Origin of the sequence: Bifidobacterium apis, from assembly GCF_036986835.1 — a bacterium.
In the GTDB taxonomy this organism is placed as follows: Bacteria; Actinomycetota; Actinomycetes; order Actinomycetales; family Bifidobacteriaceae; genus Bombiscardovia; species Bombiscardovia apis_A.
In genome coordinates this window covers 762,939-781,341 of sequence record NZ_BTXD01000001.1, presented here as the reverse complement: position 1 = coordinate 781,341, position 18,403 = coordinate 762,939, and the positions used below count along the sequence as shown (strand labels likewise).

Sequence of the window (18,403 nt, the reverse complement as noted above, 5' to 3'; positions counted from 1 at the left end):
AATTCAATATTTAAATAAGGTATCAACAAGATGTCCGCGGATATACATGCATCCATTTAGAGCTGTATTGACCTTCCTCGTGGTTCTTTGCGTGATATAGCTGTGCTTCTAAGTATGACTAGCCGGAAGGGTTGATGACGCATCGGTCAGCCTACCCGCATTGGATTCAGCTACTGCTCACCAAAAAGCAGGTTAGTGCTTGCACGACCGGTACTGTTCACAACAGAGCGATCTTGTACGGAAATACATTGATGTAGAGTTGAGGGTTCCACGCCTCACACGGATACAGCCAAGGCAAGGTGGCAGACGCCCTGGACCATGCAAGATCCGCAATGTCGAACTGGCTAAATGCAAAGCCTCCGATAGACGTAGCAGTTGCCAATGAGATCTGCGACTATATCGTGTCGGACATCAAGGTGGTCATCCGCAGGGCCGAGCAACGTATGACGGAAAGCCTAGCCCCTATCCTCTCTGACTGCGGATTTCCTTCGACTCTCAGAAAATAAGAAGGCGGCTTATGTGCTTGGACACAGTCAAGACCGGCGACCATCCACTGGCAGCACACCGACGCCACTAGAACAAGCGTTTACGGCCTGCGCCTGAAACGCCGTACAAGGCACGAAACCGCGCTGAAGCCCGCCAACCCCTCGAACATCGGATCGTCTGCGAACCCGACGTCAGCCTCCAAATCAACCAGGGCTACCAGTGCTACCAGCCCATACCCATTCGAACCAGACGCGCTGCAAAGCACGAACCTGCCCCCCCCCCCCCCCACAGGCACGACCATCGTACAGAATAAATGGTAGCCTGCTGGTAGTCATAGAGGATGAAGAAAGAGGGATAAGTCATGTCCAACGCTGAACAGACCCCACAGACCCCCCAGACTCCAAAGACCACACAGACCCCGCCGACACCCGTGCCCCCGTGGATGCAGCCGCCGGAGGAAAAGCCGTTTTACAAGCAGGTCTGGTTCTGGGTCGTCATCGCAGTCGTTGCCATTCTTGTTTTTGCCGCAACCGCAGGATCAAACATCAAGTTGCCAATCAGCGTCCCCAAGATCGAGACAGCCGGCATATCACAGCAACTGAACAAGATGAAGAAAACTATAAAAGCCCCTAAAAAACCTGCTAACCCTGACTCTGACAATCACAAGGCGGCTCTGGCTCAGGCGCAAGACTACTCTGAGCTTCTGTACAAGAGCAAGCAGGGCATCTACGATAGGCTTACGAGCGTGGATAAATTCACGCCCGAGGCCGCCCAGTACGCCGTAGACCATCTCAAAGCCGACTACAACGCCAATGCCCTTGCCGAAGCCAAACACTACCAGAAAAGAATACACATGAGCAAGCGGGGCATCTACGATGAGCTCACCAGCGAGGATAAATTCACGCCCGAGGCCGCCCAGTACGCCGTAGATAACCTCCAAGCCGACGACAACGCGGCTGCTTACGCCAGAGCCAAAGACTATTTGGAAACAGTACACGAGAGCAAGGAGGACATCTACTACGAGCTCACCAGCGAGGATAAATTCACGCCCAATGTCGCCCAGCACGCCGTAGATAGCCTAAAAGCCGACTACAAGGCCACTGCTCTCGCCGCAGCCAAAGACTACCAGAAAATGCACATGAGCCCAGCAGAAATCCAGCATCAGCTCGCCAGCCCGTACGGAGGTAAGTTCACCCCCGAAGAAGTGGCTTACGCTATGCAGCATCTCAATCAGTAACCAGATCCCAACGGATCAGCCCCACTCCGGCGGGGCTTTTCCTTTGCGGGAACCTTTGTCACACGAATGTCACACAAAATCAAGTTTTAAGCAAACTTCCCGAGTAATGGAAAAGCCCCGCAACCTTTGTGGCTGTAGGGCTTCCGTGTGGTGCGCCAGACAGGATTCGAACCTGCAACCTGCTGATCCGTAGTCAGCTGCTCTAATCCGTTGGGCTACTGGCGCATGTCATCTCGACGAGGAACTCGTTTTGACAACTCATTTATATTACCGCAACTGCAGATTCTGTCCAGTCTGGTGTGTCGTGCGGGAAGCGTAAAGCCACAGGCCTTAAGCCGACTGTGACCAAGACAGCCAAAGTAGATATTCCATGTTGCCATGGGCACCGGTTATGGGCGATGGCATGGTAGCACGGACAACAAATCCATGCTCACGCGCACAAGCCAAGACTCGCTCCAAAGCCTCTTGCCTGCTGTCCTCGTCCGTCACAATGCCATGATGACCCAGCAGGCTACGTCCGACCTCAAACTGGGGCTTGACCAGCAGCAGGCAGTTGGCAACAGACGCCAGCAAGGCAGGCAGGACCGGAATGACATAGGTCAGCGAGATAAAAGACACATCCGAGACCACGTATTCCGGGCGATAAGGCAGGTCCCCCGGCTGAACTTCGCGTATGTTGACACCGCTCATGTCAATCACCCTAGGATCAGCGGCAATCCGTTCAAGCAACTGTCCGTGGCCCACATCAAGGGCGATAACTCGCCGTGCACCATGCCTGAGCAGGACGTCAGTGAAACCGCCCGTGGAGGCCCCGATATCGAGGCAGAGCCTGTCCCGCGGACCGGCCATCCCCTGCGCCGCAAAAGTCGTCAGGGCGCCTTCCAGCTTCAGCGCTCCCCGAGAGGCATAGTCATCGCCCGGGTCCAACAGGATCACATCGCCTGGCTGGACACTCTGAGCAGGTCGTGAAGCCAGATGATCGTTAACCGTAACCCGTCCCTGACGAATCAGAGCCTGGGCTCTGGCACGCGAATCCGTCAGCCCCTGTGAGGGCAGGACGCGGTCAAGCCGGTCGTGGGCAAGAGCCACAGTTCTTCGCCGACCGTCCCCAGAGCTGACGACCGTATCCTCATTGTTCACTTGCCCTCCCGCTCCAGGTCCTGCTGGAGACCGGTCAGCACTTTCCCGAGCAGCTCGACCTGTTGGGCATCATCCAGATTATCCAAGTCAGCCAAATCAGGGAAACGCTCCAAAAGAGGAACCATGGCTTGCTTATCCATGGACTCTTCAGGCGCTAACGCAGTCGTTTCCTCATCATCTGCGTGTGAAGACCGCGCAGAACGCTCAGACCCTACAGACTGCCCATGTAGCCCGTAGTGATTGGATTCCTGGGATGACACGCTCGCTTCGGGCTGTCCGGACTTGGCTTCTTCCGACATGGCCCACTATGCCCCTACGACAAAGGCGGGCAGATCCAGCGAGTCCATGTCTCCACCACGATCCTGGTACTCCCAGAGCGCACAGGCACAGGCTCGCACAGCATCCAAATCAGACAGGGGATCGCCACCTGCCTCAAGAGCGCGCAGGGTGACATGCCCGTCATCGTCCACCCTTGCGGTTTGGCCGCCGCAGTGCCAGATTTGGTCTGCCTCCTTACTGGGCTGGGGCTGTGGCGCAGTCAGGCCGCGCAGATCTTCAGCCAGATAGGTCGGCCGCAACTTGGCCGGTGCTGTCAGGATGGCGGGGGTTCGGGCCACGCCTGTCAGGACGACCATGGAGTCGTACCCGCCCCGGTTGGCTGCCTCGATGTCGGTGTCCAGACGATCGCCCACGGGCAGGCATCGGTCAACGTCGAAAATCTTCTCTTGGCTATCCGCTAACAGCTGCCGAGCCTCGTCGTACATGGCCGATTCCGGCTTACCGGCCGAATCCTCCGGCTGCTTTCCGGTAGCCAGAATTACCGGTTGGAGCATAGCTCCATTGCCGGGCGCCATGCCACCTTCACGGGGCAAGGTCTGATCCTTGTTGGTAGTGAAGTAACGTGCACCATTTTCAATGGCAAAGGCGGCCTGGGCCAGGTCCTGCCAGCTCAACTCCGGATACCAAGCCTGAATAACGGCCTCTGGCAGATCTGCTGCCTTGTCTACCGGCACCATCCCATTGAGGCGGATCTGGTCACGTAGATGATCAGATCCGATGACCAGCACCCTGGCGCCCTTTTGCAGGTATCGGCGCAGCATCCGTGCGGCAACGACGGCCGAGGTGATGACCTGGCCATCGTTCAGGGTCAGACCGAACCCGCGCAGCTGATCGGCCACCACCTGTGGGAACCGGGATGCATTGTTGGTGGTGTAAGCCATTCGCATGCCGAGCGTCTGAGCGCGGTCGATACCCTCGGCCGCATGCTCTACAGGGTCGGCGCCCCGGTAGACCACCCCGTCCAGGTCCAGTAGAGCCAGGCGGTAGGTCTTTGCCGGAGCGTCATCAGTTCCTTTGAGGAAGACGGTCACGATTCAGCCTTGTCTTCATCAGTGGTTTCGGACTGGTTGACCTGCTCATCCTTGACCTGTTCACTTTGAACATCGGTAGTGTCTGCTTCGGATCCTGAATCCTGGATGGTCGCATCACCATTGTCAGTAACAGTTACGTCGGCTTCGCTATCGTTCTGGCCGATTTGAGAACCATCGTCCGAAGTTTCTGCGTCAAGGCGGGAAGACTCTTCACCAGTCTGCTTCACAACATCTGATGATTCTGTCATTTCAGATTCCGGCATTTCGGACGAACCGGCTGAGTCGGACGAACCTGTCGAATCAACTTTGTCGGATGAACCGGCAGAATCAGATGCGCCGGTTGAGTCACCTGTGCCAGTTGAGTCCACTGAATCGTACGAGGCTACTGATTCAGAAGATTCCTCAGCCTTACCGTCATCGGCACCCTGCTCGGATGCGTCAGTGACATCAGCCTCGGCATCCTCACCACCATCCGGATCAATGGAGAGATCCTCCATCATGGCCGGATCCAGGTGCTCCAGGTCGTAGTCAATCAGGATTTCCTCGGACTGCCCGCCATTCTGGCCGTCCTCGTCCTCATCCTCGTCGGCATACTCTGCTTCCAGCCGATCCAGAAGAGGTTCCAGCTCCAGAGCCTCCTGGCTGCGACCAGCCTGTTCGAGGAAGTTCTGCTCTGCCTGCACGGCACGCATCCGGTAGTCGCCGCTGAGCCCCCGGGCCTTGACCAGGGCCTGAACGGTCTCGATGGCCTTGTCCCACAGGCCCAGATCGCCCAGGGCTCCGGCATAAACCAGGAACATCTCCGCCTTGGACTCGCCCTGCAGCTGGCTGCCCTCCTCAGAAGTGGCCTCCTCAATGGCCTTGCGGGGATTGCCCAGGCCACGTTCGCAGTCGGCGATGAAGGGCAGGTAATCGGAATAGCCATTCATGCGATGTGCAGTACGGAACTCCTTCAAGGCCAGCTTGTAGTCGCCCTGACGGTAGGCCACCAGGGCCAGCGTCTCCCGGGCAAGATCGATCCGGGAGGCCTGTCGTGCAGCCCACTTGGCATGGGCCAAGGCTCCCTGAGGGTCTGTCTCCTCCAGCGCGTAGGCGGCCAGAATGTGCAGACCGATGTTCTCCGCGTGCTCCTTACTCAGTCCGCGCAAGCGCAGGCGATCATCCTTGGAGAGCATGGACCATTCCAGGCCCTTGGGCATCTTGGGTTCGCCAGGCCGACGATCCGTATAGGGGTTCTGCGATGGGTAGGAGATGGTCCCGTCTGAGTTGCGGCGACCGCGGTCATAGCCATTCTGGCGGTCACGCTGATAGGCCCCACGGCGGTCGTCATGACGATGGTCGTCATAACGACGGTCATCGTGACCATGCTGGCCCTGGTACCTGTCGCCCCGATAGCCGCCTTGACGATGGTCATCACGGGAACGGTCACCATAGGAACGGTTGCCATAGTGACGATCTCCATGTGAACGCTCCTGGCGTGGACGGTCATCACGGGAGCGGTTGTTCCATGGGCGATCCCCACCGGACCGCTCATCCTTCCGACGATCAAACCTCCGGTCGTCATCCCGACGACGGTTCCCGTGGAAGCCCTGACCACGATCACGGTCACGGTCATGCCGCTGGTAGCCATACCCCGACCGACCGCGGTCGTTGTCATGATCGCGATGCCCGTAGCCGCCGTTCCTGTTGGCGTGGAAGTCGCGACGTGGACGGTCGCCATCCTGCCAACGGCCGTGGCGGTCGTCACGTTTGTCGAAATGCCGGTCCCGGTCGGAATCCCTGCGGAAGCCGCCGTGACCATCCTGACGGTCATGCCTGTATCCGCGATTGTCGCGGTCGAATCGATCGTTCCTGCGCCCGCGGAAGGGCCGTTGGCCATTCCTGTTCTCGGAGCGACGCTCTTCGCCGCCCTCGCCGTCATGGTTGTGGAAGTTGCCGGAACGGTGACCTCCCGAACGATAGCCTCCGGAGCGGTATCCGCCCGAGTGCGAACCGCCCTTGTGGAAGCCCGAAGAGCGATGGCCGCCCGACCGGAAGCCGCCTGGACGCGAACCGCCCCGGCCCCGTCCGCGATCGCCCCGGGAATGATTATGTTCTTCTGCCATCAGTGTCCTTAATTCCTACGTTCCTACTTGCCAGCCCGGCGCTCAAGCGCGCCCAGGGCCTTCTTTCCTCTGCGAACCAGGGCGAAGCGCCCATGCAGAAAGTCCTTCTTCTCCAATACCTGATCCGGATCCTCGACCCGCTGGTTATTCAGATAGAAACCGCCCGATGCCACAGTCTTACGAGCCTCGGAGACCGAACGGAAGAGCCCGGTCGCAACCCCGGCCTCCACCAGACGCTGACCCTCGCGGGCTGCGGGCAGAGCTCGACCGCCTTGACCGTCATCGACCTTGAGTCCGTCCAGCGCGGAATCCAGCACATCCTCGTCCAGCTCCTCCAGGGTCTTGCCGCGACCGAAGAGGGCACCAGAGGCATCAATGGCCCCTTGGGCGGCATGCTCGCCGTGCACATATGAGGTCACCTGCCAGGCCAGAACCTTCTGGGCTTCGCGAGCACCGGGATCCTGGGCGGTCCGCTCCTCCAAACGCTCAATCTCGGCCTTGGGCAGGAAGGTGAAGGTCTTCAGCAGCTTGACCACCTGGTCATCAGGCTGGTTGAACCAGAACTGGTAGAAGCGGTAGGGGCTGAACATGGTGGGATCCAGCCAGACTGCGTTGCCCTCGGACTTGCCGAACTTCTTGCCCTGGGAGTCGGTAATCAAAGGGCTGGTCATGACGTTGACGGAGGCATTGCGCACCTTGCGAATCAGGTCCAGGCCGCTGGTCAGGTTCCCCCACTGGTCGCTGCCGCCCAGCTGCAGACTGCATCCGTAGCGGTCGAAGAGCTCCAGGAAGTCGTTGCCCTGCAGCACCTGGTAGCTGAACTCGGTAAAGGAGATGCCCTCGTCAGAATCCAGACGGCGGGCCACCGTGTCCTTGGCCAGCATGGTGCCCATACGGAAGTTCTTGCCCACATCGCGCAGGAAGTCGATGGTGCTCATAGACCCGGTCCACTCATAATTATTGACGAATCGGACGGGGTTGTCTCCCTCGGTGTCCAGGAAGCGCCCGATCTGACCACGAAGGCGCTCGGTCCACTCGGCCACGGTCTGCTTGGGATTCAGAGTGCGCTCCCCCGACTGCCGAGGGTCGCCGATCAGCCCGGTGGCTCCGCCGACGACGGCGATGGGATGCAGACCAGCAGCCTGCAGGTGGCGCATGTTGAGCAGCTGGACCAGATTGCCCACGTGCAGTGAGGGGGCGGTGGGGTCAAATCCGCAATAATAGGTCACCGAGGGGTCGGCCAGCACCTTCCTGAGCTCGGACTCGTCCGTGCACTGGGCAATGAGACCGCGCCACTTGAGTTCGTCGAAAAGCGAGTCGAAACCCGCCTGCCTGAAATCGGTGACCTGCGACATGAGAGGCTACTCCCTATCGAATATTTGATGAATGTACGCTAAACCCTACTATTCTTGCAACAGATACCGACACGGCGGGGCCCCGGACCGCCGCAGACAAGGCCTCACCAAGCAGGAATCCCCAGGGGACGAAACCAGATGATCATTGTGAATCGACCACTCCGGATTGACGATTGACCGCTAGTTGCTTTTGCCAAGACGGGGCGACCGGCTGAATCCGCTCAGCAAAACCACCGCGTCTGAGTCAGGAATGTACAGACACAGACAATTGATTGATCAGGTCTTGGGGAATGTGGTCGACCACACAGGCGGCCATGCGCCGGTAACCTTCAACCCCAGGATGGAAATGGTCAATGCCCCAGAAGTCGGGTCGGTCAGTGCCAACATCGTCGCGGGTGGCATCCACAAAGGGCACCGAGGCCTCTTGACAGACCTGACGGCTGGTCTGCGTCTGGCGGGCTATCCTGCGCTCCACCTCGGCCCTGAGCGCCCGGCCGAGCGCAGGATCCCGATAGAGCTGACCGGAACTGAGGACCAGCACCTGACGGCCCTTGTTTTTGGCCAGCTCGATGCTGGCAGCCAGGTCATCCCGCCATTGTTCGTCGGTGCGGTTGGCCATGATGTCGTTGGATCCTGCACACAGGACCAGCAGATCAGGATGGTCCTGCAGGGCGGGCAGGAACCGGTAGCGCACCCTGCGGATGGTGGCCCCCAGCCGACCCTGGGTCGACCAGGATACCGGACGCCCCAGCCGGGTGGCCAGGCAGGCGGCTATGTCAGGAACGAAGCCCTGGCTCTGGTCCTTCACACCGCAACCGACCGCCATGGAGTCGCCCACCACCAGCATGGTCAATGGTTCCAGGTCGCGGCCTCGGTTCGGAGGCGAACACAGCCCCTGGCGTGAACCGGGCGGCTCCTTGGCCAGAGTGATGTGCTGCTTGGCCCACCAAGCCTGGACCAGTGCCACCGGATTCATAATCACCGCCGCCTTTCGCCGTTTGGCGTCCCTCTCGAGGAATTGCCGTTCGGAATTCTAACGCGGCCACCGGTCTGACGAAGCCAGACAGCTCACCTGGGAGGACGGTAGGCAGGCCCATCAGACTGCGAATCGGCGAAAGTCTTCAGCTCCTCCAGCGCATGTGCAGCCTGATCCATCTGCTCCTTGACTCTCTCCGGCGCGGTGCCTCCCTGGCCCCGGCGAGCACGCACGGCTCCCCCGGTGGTTAGGACAGCACGGACCTCCGGAGCCCGATCGGCAGGCACCCAGTCAGCGAAGACCCTGACGAAATCGGCATCATCCAGGTCGGCCAACTCGCAACCACGACCCTCGGCCAGCTTGACGCAGGCCCCGGAAAGCTCATGGGCATGCCGGAAGGGCACCCCCTGCCTGACCAGCCACTCAGCCAGGTCGGTGGCCAACGCAAAGCCTGTGGGAGCCTGCTCTTCCAGACGATCCTTGTTAAAGGTCAGGGTGGCGACCATGCCGGAAAAGGCGGGAAGCAGGACTTCCAAGGTGTCCACCTGGTCGAAGACCGCCTCCTTGTCCTCCTGCAGATCGCGCGCATAGGCCGTCGGCAACCCCTTGAGAGTGGTCAGCAGGCCAGCCAGATCACCAACCAACCGACCGGCCTTTCCACGAGCCAGCTCAGCCACGTCCGGATTCTTCTTCTGAGGCATGATGGAGGAACCAGTCGAATAGCCGTCGTCCAGACGAACGAAGGCGAACTCCTGGGTGTTCCAGATGATGATCTCCTCAGCCAGTCTGGACAGGTCCACGCCGATCATGGCAGCGACGAAGGCGAATTCGGCCACCACATCCCTGGCGGCAGTCCCGTCGATGGAGTTGGCGCAGACCCGGCTAAAGCCCAGATCCCGAGCCACCGGCAGGGGGTCCAGACCCAGGGTGGTGCCGGCGAGCGCACCTGACCCGTACGGACTGGCATCGGCACGCTTATCCCAGTCCCTCAGGCGTTCCAGGTCACGGACAAGAGGCCAGACATGGGCCATGAGTTGGTGGGCCAGCAGGACGGGCTGGGCGTGCTGCATATGGGTGCGGCCGGGCATGACCGTGGTTCCCGCAGCCCGGGCCTGATCCATCAGAGCCTGGGCCGTGCGCAGCAGATCCTTGGCCAGCACCCGGGCGTGGCGGCGCAGCCAGATCCGAATCAGTGTGGCGATCTGATCGTTGCGCGAGCGCCCGGCCCGCAGCTTGCCGCCCAGCTGGTCCCCCGCTATGTCGATCAGACCGCGCTCCAGGGCCGTGGCCTCGTCCTCATCGCCAGGCTCAGGGGCGAAGGCGCCGGAGTCCACCTGGTCCTGGAGTTCATCCAGAGCCTGCTCCATACGTGCCAGCTCGCCATCATCCAGCAGTCCAGCACGGTTGAGGGCCCGTGCGTGGGCTCGGGAACCAGCCAGATCGTCGTCGGCCAGACGCCAGTCGAACTGGGTGGATCGGCTGAGCTCGACCAGGGCCGGCGAGGGCCCACTGCTGAAACGCCCGCCCCAGAGGGCCATGGGCTTGTCGCCGCTGCTCACCGCTCTTGTCCGTCCTGTTCTTGTCCGTCCTGTGCGATGCCGTTGCCGAAGCGCATGTCACGGGCGGCGGCCACCTTGTCTGCCAGGCCGTAAATGGCGATGAACCCGTTGGAGGCGTTCTGGTCGAAGCTGTCGCCGGACTCATAGGTGGCCAGGCTGTAATCGTAGAGGGAGCTGTCGGAGTGCCGGCCGGTGACCACGGCCCGTCCTCCGTGCATGACCATGCGGATGCGACCGGAGACATAGCGTTGGGTCTCTTCGATGAAGGCGTTCAGTGAACGGACGGCAGGCGAGTACCACTGGGCGTCGTAGACCAGTTCGCCCCAGCGCTTGTCGATGTCGCGCTTGATCCGGTGCTGTTCGCGCTCCAGGCAGCAGTTCTCCAACTCCTGGTGGGCGGTGATCAGGGCCACGGCCCCCGGAGCCTCGTAGAGCTCGCGGGACTTGATGCCCACCAGCCTGTCCTCAATCAGATCCACACGTCCGATCCCCTGGGCTCCGGCGCGGCGGTTCATCTCCTCGATGGCCTCCAGAGGGGTGACGGCCCTGCCGTCGATGCGCACGGGAATGCCCTGCTCGAAGTCGATGGTCACCTCGTCCTCGACCGGTGGGAAGGCCGGGTCGTCGGTGTAGGAGTAGACATCCTTGGTGGGTCCGTTCCAGGGATCCTCCAGGTAGCCGGTCTCGATGGCCCGTCCCCAGACATTCTGGTCGATGGAATAGGGGCTCTCCTCGGTCTGTTCGATGGGCAGGTGGTGCTCCTTGGCGTAGGCGATCTCCACATCGCGCATCAATCCCAGGTCGCGGATGGGGCTGATGGCCTTAAGCGAGGGGTCGATGGACATGATGGAGACCTCGAAACGGACCTGGTCGTTGCCCTTGCCGGTGCAGCCGTGGGCTATGGTATCGGCACCGTACTGGTGGGCCGCCTGGACCAGATGCTTGGTGATCAGCGGCCTGGAGATGGCCGAGACCAGCGGGTAGACGCCCTCGTACATGGCATTGGCCTTGAGCGCCAGCATGCAATAATCCCTGGCGAACTCGTCCCGGGCATCCACCACGACGGACTCGACGGCCCCGCAGTCCAGGGCCCGCTGGCGGATGGTCTGCAGACGCTCGCCGCCCTGGCCCACATCCAGGGAGACGGCCACCACATCCTTGCCGGTGCGCTCCTTGAGGTAGGGAATGGACACCGAGGTGTCCAGGCCGCCCGAGTAGGCCAGCACGATGCGATTGTTTTCGGTCATGGCGATCCTCTTTCCTTCTAATTTCACACTTGCAGATATTCAGTTCGCGCTTTCACCGATCATCGGGCCCGGGAGTCCTCCTGGCCGGAGACGATGGTCATGAGCCAGTCGGCCCGGGATGATGCCGCTTCATCGTCGGCTGCGATGATCAGAATCGTGTCGTCCCCGGCTATTGTGCCCAGGATGCCCTTGATCGGCTGACGGTCCAGGGCGGAAGCCGCATACTGGGCGGCGCCGGCCGGGGTTCTTACCACCAACAGGTTGCGGGCCCGGGCCACCGAGGTGATCAGCCCGGTCAGGATCTTGGCCAGGTAGGCGTCGGTCTTGTTCTCCCCCTCGACCTCAGGCCCTTCGGCGGCAGCGGCCTCCATGGCCTGCTGATCGGTGGTGGCGGGAATCCAGTAGGCCATGCTCCCGTCTGAATACCGCAGCTTGGTGGCATGCAGGTCGTCCAGGTCCCGACTCAGGGTGGCCTGGGTCACCTCGATGCCCTGCTCAGCCAAGAGGGCCGACAGCTGTTGCTGGGAGTTGACCCGGTGTCGGTTCAGGGCCTGACGAATGGCATCCAGCCGGGCCACCTTGGTCGTCGGCCGCATCAGCACACCCCCTGCAGGAGGGATTCGTCGCCCCGGGAGCGGGCCACCAGCCAGGTCATCAGCGCCTTCTGGGCGTGCAAGCGGTTTTCAGCCTCGTCCCAGACCACGGACTGGGGGCCGTCGATAACCTCGGCCGTCACCTCCCGGCCCCTGTAGGCGGGCAGGCAGTGCTGGAAAAGGGCATCCGGGCGGGCATGGGCCATGAGTTGGGCGTTGACCTGATAGGGCAGGAATGGATGGGAGCGGATGGCATACTGGTCCTCCTCGCCCATGGAGACCCAGGTGTCGGTAAAGACGCAGTCGGCGTCTTCCACGGCCTGAACCGGATCCGTGGTGACCAGAATGGATCCTTCGTTTTCAGCAGCCAGGGTCCGCGCCTGGTCCACTAGACTCGGATCGGGCAGAAAGCCATGTGGGCCGGCAATCCGCACGTTCATGCCGGCCACTGCCCCGCCCAGCATATAGGAGTTGGCCATATTGTTGGCCGCGTCGCCAAGGTAGGCGATGGTCATGCCAGCCAGGGCATCCACCCCGCCCCGGTGCTGGGCCAGGGTCAGGAAGTCGGCCAGGACCTGGCAGGGGTGGAAGGAGTCGGTCAGTGCGTTGATGACGGGCACAGTGGCATGGGCAGCCATGGTCTCCACCCGATCCTGGCCGAAGGTGCGCCAGACTATGGTGGATGTCATCCGTGTCAGCACATTGGCTGTATCGGCAACGGGTTCGCCGCGGCCCAGCTGCGAGCCCGGGCTGTCGATGACCATGGGATAGCCGCCCAGCTGGGCCACGCCTACGCAGAAGCTGGTTCTGGTGCGCGTGCTGGGTTTGTCGAAGATGATCGCCACGGCCTGAGGCCCATGGTAAGGCTGGGATAAATAGGGATTGGCCCTGAAAGCCATGCCCAGTCGAAGCACCTCCAGCTGCTCCTCGTGGTTGAGGTCGTCGTCACGCAGCATGTGCCGCAAACCGCTGTTCATCTCTACCTCCCTTACGTTGTCATCACGAATGTCTCTATACGCTGTAAATCAACGATCATCCCCTTGCGAACCCATGTCCCCGAGACGGGATGGGACCTTGGAGAGGATGTCGACAGCCAAGTCGATCTGATCGGCCTGGATGATCAGGGGCGGCGCCAGACGCAGGGCATCAGGGGCTACGGGATTGACTATCAGCCCGTGGTCCAGGCACCAGGCACCCACCTTGCCGGCACATGGAGAACTCAACTGGACGGCATCCAACAGGCCTCTGCCTCTGACCTGGGTGAAGAGAGGGTTGCCGCAGGCGGCTATGCCATCGCGCAGCCTCTCCCCCATTTGTCTTGCTTGCTCCAGCAGACCCTCCCGCTGGATAGTCTCCAGGGTGGTCAGCGCCAGGGCCGATCCCAGGGGGTTGCCGCCGAAGGTGGACCCGTGCGTACCTGGGGTCAGCAGACCAGAAGGCCCGGAGCCAAAAGTGATCATCCCTCCCATGGGGAAGCCGCCGGCCACCCCCTTGGCGAAGGTGAGCACATCGGGACAGGCGCCGCCGGACAGGCTCTGATCCTGGAAGGCAAACCAGTGGCCTGTTCTGCCCATCCCAGTCTGCACCTCGTCCAGAATCATCAGCGCACCATGCTGGCTGCAGAGCTCACGCACTTTTTGCACATAGTCGGGCTCCAGCGGCAGCACGCCAGCCTCGCCTTGGATGAGCTCCAGTATGACGGCGGCTACTGGCTGGTCGGAAGCCTCTTCTCCGGAGATGGCCTCCTCCAGGGCTTTGGGGTCACCGGACGGCAGGAAGCCCATCCCTGGTACCAGAGGCTGGAAGGGCTCACGGATGGCTGGCTTCCAAGTCAGGCTGAGCGAGCCCATGCTGCGACCATGAAAACTGTGCGTCAGCGCCAGGATTCGGCCGGGATGCCCGCCCATGCGAGTGCCATGCAGCCGGGCCAGCTTGATGGCCGCCTCATTGGCCTCGGTTCCGGAGTTGCAGAAGAAGACGCGTGAACCATCCGGGGCCTGGGCCAGCTCCAGCAGCCGCTCGGCCAGCTTGATCTGGGGGCGTGAGGCGAAAAAGTTGCTGATATGGGCCATTTTGCCGGCCTGCTCAGCCAGGGCCTTGTTCCAAGCAGGATGGGCGTAGCCCAGGGCGTTGACCGCGATCCCCGCCAACATGTCCAGATAACGGTTGCCGTCAACGTCCCATATCCATGCACCTTGGCCGTGGTCCATGACCCTGCCTGGCCTTCCAAAGACCTGCATATGGACATGGTCATAGCGATCGGCCCATTGGCGACTCTGTGGACCCTCAACCGTTTCGGCTGGCTCCGCGATCTTGCCGCAATCTTGATCAGCCTTGTTCATGGCTCCTCCTCATGACCATTTCATGGCCCGGCACAACGACGGTGCCGATCCCGTTTTGGGTGAAGATTTCAGTGAGCATGGAGTGCGGCTGGCGCCCGTCAATGATGTGGGCCTGACTGACCCCGGCACGTACAGCCTGCATGCAGGCCTCCATTTTGGGACGCATGCCTGCCTTCATGTCTCCAAGCAGACCGTCCAGGCGATCCACGCCAATGCTGGATACCAGGGAATCAGTCTGGGGCCAGTCGGCATAGAGTCCCTCTACGTCGGTGAGAATGACCAGCTTTCTGGCTCCCAAGGCCGCGGCCAAGGCAGAGGCGGCGGCGTCGGCATTCACGTTGAGTACCTGGGTGGCGTCCTGCTCGTCCGGGGCCACCGAAGAAACCACAGGAATCCGCCCGGCATCGATCAGATCCTCCACGGCCGAAGCATCCACAGCCACAACTTCGCCCACCAGGCCCAAGTCCACTGGGTGGCCATCCACCATACCGGTACGACGGGCAGCGCTGAACAGGCCGGCATCTTCTCCCGACAGACCAACGGCCATAGGACCATGAGCATTGATGGCACCGACCAAATCCCTGCCCACCTGACCAGTCAGGACCATCCGGACCACCTTCATGATTTCCGGCGTGGTCACCCGAAGACCACCGCGGAATACCGAGGGAATGCCCAGGGCCTGAAGCATGTCAGAAATCTGGGGACCTCCCCCATGGACAACCACCGGGTGCATACCCACCTGCCGCAGGAAGACCATATCCTGAGCAAAGCACTGTCGCAGGTGGTCATCGACCATGGCATGGCCGCCATACTTGACCACGATCCGCTGACCTGCAAACTCCTCCAGCCAGGGCAAGGCCTCAATCAGCACCTGGGCCTTGCTGACATCGTCCAAGGCCCGTTCAGCTTCTGCCTCCTGCTCGCCATCTGCCATCCTTTTCCCTTTCCTCATTGCCGCTTCTGCCTCCGGTGCCTCACGCTCGTGCGCAAGCTCCGGATCAGGTGTGGTAGTCGGCGTTGATGGTCACATATTCGTGGGTCAGATCATCTGTCCAAACCGTGGCCTGGCGGTCACCCTGACCAAGATCGATATCGATATGGACCTCGGGCACGTGCAGGTCGACCAGGGAGGGATCCTGGCCGGGGCGGCCTCCTTGGCAGACCTTGACTCCGTTGAAGCTGACATCCACACGGTCCGGATCATAGGCCGCCGTCGAAGTCGGCACGGTGCCCAGGGAGGCCACTACGCGACCCCAGTTGGGATCCTCGCCAGCCACGGCACACTTGAGCAGGGTGGAGCCGGAGACAGCCCGGGCGCAGGCCAGGGCCGCGTCCTCGCTCTCGGCACCGTCCACCTGGATACGGATACGGTGGCGGCTGCCCTCGCCGTCGGCCACAATGCGACGGGAGAGCTCACCGCAGGCCTGGCTGAGCAACTCCTGGAACTGATCGGGGTCAGGCCGAACGCCAGAAGCACCGGAGGCCATGAGCAGGACCGTGTCATTGGTGGACATGCAACCGTCCACATCAATCCGGTTGAAGCTGAGCCGACAGGCCTCGGTCAGAGCGCGGCGGGTCTGATCAGGCTCCACAATGGCATCGGTGGTGATCAGGCAGATCATGGTGGCCAGCTGCGGAGCGATCATCCCCGAGCCCTTGACCATGCCGCCCAGCCGCCAGCCAGAACCGTTCAGGGCCACAGTCTTGGTACAGGTGTCGGTGGTCAATATGGCCTTGGCTGCAGCCTCGCCAGCCTCCTGGCTGGTCGACAGCTCCTGAGCCGCCTGGTCGATGCCGGCCAGTATGGGGTCCAGGTGCAGCAGGTGGCCGATGATCCCGGTGGAACAGACGGCAACCTGTTCGGCTGGCAGACCCAGATTCTTGCCTGTCCGCTCAGCCATGGCCTTGGCCTGGTCCAGGCCCTCGGAACCCGTGCAGGCGTTGGCATTGCCTGAATTGATGACAACGGCTCCTGCCCGGCCCTCTTCCAAAATCCTACTGGTCCAGATGACCGGAGCGGCCCGGAAACGGTTGGGAGTGAAAACGCCTACAGCAGTGTCCATGGGACCCTTGTTGACAACCAAGGCCAGGTTGCGGCGGCGTGAGCCTCCCGGGCGATGGGCGATGGCGGTGCCTGTCTGGAAGCCCGCGGCGTAGGTGATGCTCATGGTGCCACTCCTATGGTTGTCAGACCGGTTTCCTCGGGCAGACCCAGGGCCAGGTTGACGGCCTGAAGGGCCTGGCCGGCGGTACCCCGGGTCAGGTTGTCGATGGCTGCGAAAGCATAGAGACGGTCGGCGCGTTCGTCTGTGAGGACCTGAACCTGTGCCAGGTTCGAACCGTAGACGTCAGCCGTGGAGGGGAGCCTACCCTGGGGCAGCAGATCAACGAACGGCTCCTTGGCGTAGATCTTTTCCCAGACGGCACGAATGCCCTCCGCGCCCAAGGCACGTCCACGCGCGTTCAGTTTGGCCGAAACCACGGCCAGGATTCCACGTGACATGGGAACCAGGATAGGGGTCAGCCCCAGGCGAATCGGTTGATGGCCTCCCCCCAGGTCCGGATTGGATGCTTCCGCCTTGCGCAGGTTCTGCAGAATTTCGGGGATGTGCCTGTGGGTGCCTCCGACCGAATAGGGATGGGCTGAATTGATGGCTTCAGCTGCAAGTAGATCCATTCTGCTGCTGGAGCGACCGGCACCCGAGTAGGCCACGGCAAGATCGCCCACCAGGTCATCGGCCTGCACCAATCCGGCAGCCAGGGCCGGCTGGAAGGCCAGGGTGACTGCGGTTACGTTGCAACCCGGACCTGCTATCCGGCGGGCATGCTTGAGCAGTTCACGCTGACGGACGCCTTCTGCTGTCAATAGTTCCGGCATTCCGTAGGTCCAGGGAGAGAAAAAGTGGCCGCCGTAGTAGTCCTGCCAGTCGGCCGGATCCTCCAGCCGATGGTCGGCACCCAGATCGATCAGCATGGATTTCGGATCCAGCTGTTCTGCCAGGGGACCGGAGGCACCATGGGGCAGAGCCAGCACCACCAGATCATGGCCAGCCAGGACCTTCGGATCCGTGGTCTGAATCTGTAGCGAGGCCAGTGAATTGGGAAGATTGGGCGAGAACTCCCCCAGCTGTCGACCCGCTGAATCGCGCCCAGTGACCGTGCATACCCGGAATGCGGGGTGAGCGGCCATGAGCCGGATCATTTCAGAACCGGCATACCCGGAGGCTCCCACCACGGCCACTGTATATTGGTGCATGAACGCTCCTTTCACCGGGCACCATCATAAATAGTCATGCGACAAAATGCATAATTATGCAATCTGGCGTGTCGTTATGCTTTCGACCGTGCAAAAGCGTCATAACCGGACTGCCGGTTGCGGATGTATTCCATCTGGGTGCTGGCCTTGTCCGCAGCCTCGGGCCCGCAAGTATCTTCAACATAATCCAAGGCCATATCGATGCCAGCCGAGATGCCCGAGGAGGTGCGGAACTTTCCATCGACCACCCAACGGGCCTCTTTGATCCAATCCACCCTCTCACACGTGCTGACCACCCAGTCAAAGGCCAGATCGTTGGAGGTTGCCCGCCGACCATCCAGAGCACCGGCAGCAGCCAGCAGAGCCGAACCCGTGCAGACAGTCAGCACCTGCGAAGACCGCGCAACCAGGCTCCGCAGATTGTTTAGCCAGCGGTCATCGTCAACCAGGGCGCGCGTGCCCGACCCGCCCGGTATAAGCAGAACCCCCCTGGGATCGATCTCCTCTGGTCCCAGGGCCTCGACCCTGGCACCGCCCTCGCTGACTTTCACGCCAGGACCATCCAAGGAGAATATCCGCACGCAGGCGCCATCTGTGTTGATGAAAACCTCAAAGGGCCCGAAGACATCCAGGGGTTCGAATCCGTCGAATACGACAATATTGACATCCGGCACCATTCGAATGAACCTCTCCCCACTGGCAGACCTGCAACTCATCAGTCTCAAGGCTGACATCAG

General features: G+C 61.3%; 16 protein-coding genes and 1 tRNA gene. 1 reads left to right on the top strand and 16 read right to left on the bottom strand.

Annotated elements, in window-relative coordinates; translation table 11 throughout:
* Nucleotides 1–847 precede the first annotated feature (847 nt).
* Nucleotides 848–1,723, top strand: coding sequence for an Ltp family lipoprotein (locus tag AACP62_RS03245; RefSeq protein WP_154312460.1), 876 nt, complete (start codon nucleotides 848–850; stop codon nucleotides 1,721–1,723).
* Between the two features lie 148 nt (nucleotides 1,724–1,871).
* On the opposite strand, the gene AACP62_RS03240 is transcribed toward AACP62_RS03245, so the two are convergent.
* The 16 genes from AACP62_RS03240 to AACP62_RS03165 form a co-directional block, all read right to left on the bottom strand.
* Nucleotides 1,872–1,948 (bottom strand) — tRNA-Arg (locus AACP62_RS03240).
* A 105-nt stretch (nucleotides 1,949–2,053) separates the two neighbouring features.
* Nucleotides 2,054–2,812: a TlyA family RNA methyltransferase gene (locus tag AACP62_RS03235; RefSeq protein WP_324612025.1), complete on the bottom strand. Its 759-nt coding sequence runs from the start codon at nucleotides 2,810–2,812 to the stop codon at nucleotides 2,054–2,056.
* Between the two features lie 47 nt (nucleotides 2,813–2,859).
* A complete protein-coding gene (locus AACP62_RS03230) occupies nucleotides 2,860–3,162 on the bottom strand; it encodes a hypothetical protein (RefSeq protein WP_339346264.1) in 303 nt (100 codons plus the stop codon).
* Between the two features lie 6 nt (nucleotides 3,163–3,168).
* Nucleotides 3,169–4,233, bottom strand: coding sequence for an HAD-IIA family hydrolase (locus AACP62_RS03225; RefSeq protein WP_324611987.1), 1,065 nt, complete (start codon nucleotides 4,231–4,233; stop codon nucleotides 3,169–3,171).
* The gene (locus AACP62_RS03220; protein WP_229281542.1) at nucleotides 4,230–6,338 is read right to left on the bottom strand and encodes a helicase; all 2,109 of its coding nucleotides are present in this window, start codon (nucleotides 6,336–6,338) and stop codon (nucleotides 4,230–4,232) included. The genes AACP62_RS03225 and AACP62_RS03220 overlap by 4 nt, the downstream gene beginning before the upstream one ends.
* A 23-nt stretch (nucleotides 6,339–6,361) precedes the next feature.
* The gene (gene tyrS, locus AACP62_RS03215; protein WP_029678434.1) at nucleotides 6,362–7,693 is read right to left on the bottom strand and encodes a tyrosine--tRNA ligase; all 1,332 of its coding nucleotides are present in this window, start codon (nucleotides 7,691–7,693) and stop codon (nucleotides 6,362–6,364) included.
* Between the two features lie 244 nt (nucleotides 7,694–7,937).
* Complete coding sequence (locus AACP62_RS03210) at nucleotides 7,938–8,669, bottom strand: SGNH/GDSL hydrolase family protein (RefSeq protein WP_154312512.1); 732 nt, start codon at nucleotides 8,667–8,669, stop codon at nucleotides 7,938–7,940.
* 92 nt (nucleotides 8,670–8,761) lie between these two features.
* Complete coding sequence (gene argH / locus AACP62_RS03205) at nucleotides 8,762–10,207, bottom strand: argininosuccinate lyase (protein ID WP_339346529.1); 1,446 nt, start codon at nucleotides 10,205–10,207, stop codon at nucleotides 8,762–8,764.
* 17 nt (nucleotides 10,208–10,224) lie between these two features.
* Nucleotides 10,225–11,475 carry an argininosuccinate synthase gene (locus AACP62_RS03200; protein WP_198177530.1) on the bottom strand — a complete coding sequence of 417 codons (1,251 nt, stop codon included), beginning with the start codon at nucleotides 11,473–11,475 and terminating at the stop codon, nucleotides 10,225–10,227.
* A gap of 59 nt (nucleotides 11,476–11,534) precedes the next feature.
* Nucleotides 11,535–12,071 carry an arginine repressor gene (locus AACP62_RS03195; protein WP_339346258.1) on the bottom strand — a complete coding sequence of 179 codons (537 nt, stop codon included), beginning with the start codon at nucleotides 12,069–12,071 and terminating at the stop codon, nucleotides 11,535–11,537.
* Nucleotides 12,071–13,045, bottom strand: coding sequence for an ornithine carbamoyltransferase (gene argF, locus AACP62_RS03190; protein ID WP_029678429.1), 975 nt, complete (start codon nucleotides 13,043–13,045; stop codon nucleotides 12,071–12,073). The genes AACP62_RS03195 and argF overlap by 1 nt, the downstream gene beginning before the upstream one ends.
* Nucleotides 13,046–13,093: 48 nt before the next feature.
* Nucleotides 13,094–14,410 carry an acetylornithine transaminase gene (locus AACP62_RS03185; protein WP_154312515.1) on the bottom strand — a complete coding sequence of 439 codons (1,317 nt, stop codon included), beginning with the start codon at nucleotides 14,408–14,410 and terminating at the stop codon, nucleotides 13,094–13,096.
* On the bottom strand, nucleotides 14,397–15,344 hold the full coding sequence (argB, locus tag AACP62_RS03180) for an acetylglutamate kinase (RefSeq protein WP_044097800.1): 948 nt from the start codon (nucleotides 15,342–15,344) through the stop codon (nucleotides 14,397–14,399). Before argB ends, AACP62_RS03185 begins: the two co-directional genes overlap by 14 nt.
* A gap of 64 nt (nucleotides 15,345–15,408) precedes the next feature.
* A complete protein-coding gene (argJ, locus tag AACP62_RS03175) occupies nucleotides 15,409–16,578 on the bottom strand; it encodes a bifunctional glutamate N-acetyltransferase/amino-acid acetyltransferase ArgJ (RefSeq protein WP_154312516.1) in 1,170 nt (389 codons plus the stop codon).
* The gene (gene argC / locus AACP62_RS03170) at nucleotides 16,575–17,666 is read right to left on the bottom strand and encodes an N-acetyl-gamma-glutamyl-phosphate reductase (RefSeq protein WP_339346252.1); all 1,092 of its coding nucleotides are present in this window, start codon (nucleotides 17,664–17,666) and stop codon (nucleotides 16,575–16,577) included. Before argC ends, argJ begins: the two co-directional genes overlap by 4 nt.
* A 74-nt stretch (nucleotides 17,667–17,740) precedes the next feature.
* Nucleotides 17,741–18,340: a DJ-1/PfpI family protein gene (locus AACP62_RS03165; RefSeq protein WP_339346249.1), complete on the bottom strand. Its 600-nt coding sequence runs from the start codon at nucleotides 18,338–18,340 to the stop codon at nucleotides 17,741–17,743.
* Nucleotides 18,341–18,403 lie beyond the last annotated feature (63 nt).

Bases quoted from the DNA above. Each gene is read 5' to 3' on its own strand.
- argC (WP_339346252.1), bottom strand. From the start codon at position 17,666: ATGCACCAATATACAGTGGCCGTGGTGGGAGCCTCCGGGTATGCCGGT.
- tyrS (WP_029678434.1), bottom strand. From the start codon at position 7,693: ATGTCGCAGGTCACCGATTTCAGGCAGGCGGGTTTCGACTCGCTTTTC.
- AACP62_RS03210 (WP_154312512.1), bottom strand. From the start codon at position 8,669: ATGAATCCGGTGGCACTGGTCCAGGCTTGGTGGGCCAAGCAGCACATC.
- AACP62_RS03185 (WP_154312515.1), bottom strand. From the start codon at position 14,410: ATGAACAAGGCTGATCAAGATTGCGGCAAGATCGCGGAGCCAGCCGAA.
- AACP62_RS03245 (WP_154312460.1), top strand. From the start codon at position 848: ATGTCCAACGCTGAACAGACCCCACAGACCCCCCAGACTCCAAAGACC.
- AACP62_RS03200 (WP_198177530.1), bottom strand. From the start codon at position 11,475: ATGACCGAAAACAATCGCATCGTGCTGGCCTACTCGGGCGGCCTGGAC.
- argF (WP_029678429.1), bottom strand. From the start codon at position 13,045: ATGAACAGCGGTTTGCGGCACATGCTGCGTGACGACGACCTCAACCAC.
- argH (WP_339346529.1), bottom strand. From the start codon at position 10,207: ATGGCCCTCTGGGGCGGGCGTTTCAGCAGTGGGCCCTCGCCGGCCCTG.
- argB (WP_044097800.1), bottom strand. From the start codon at position 15,344: ATGGCAGATGGCGAGCAGGAGGCAGAAGCTGAACGGGCCTTGGACGAT.
- AACP62_RS03195 (WP_339346258.1), bottom strand. From the start codon at position 12,071: ATGCGGCCGACGACCAAGGTGGCCCGGCTGGATGCCATTCGTCAGGCC.
- AACP62_RS03230 (WP_339346264.1), bottom strand. From the start codon at position 3,162: ATGTCGGAAGAAGCCAAGTCCGGACAGCCCGAAGCGAGCGTGTCATCC.
- AACP62_RS03220 (WP_229281542.1), bottom strand. From the start codon at position 6,338: ATGGCAGAAGAACATAATCATTCCCGGGGCGATCGCGGACGGGGCCGG.
- argJ (WP_154312516.1), bottom strand. From the start codon at position 16,578: ATGAGCATCACCTACGCCGCGGGCTTCCAGACAGGCACCGCCATCGCC.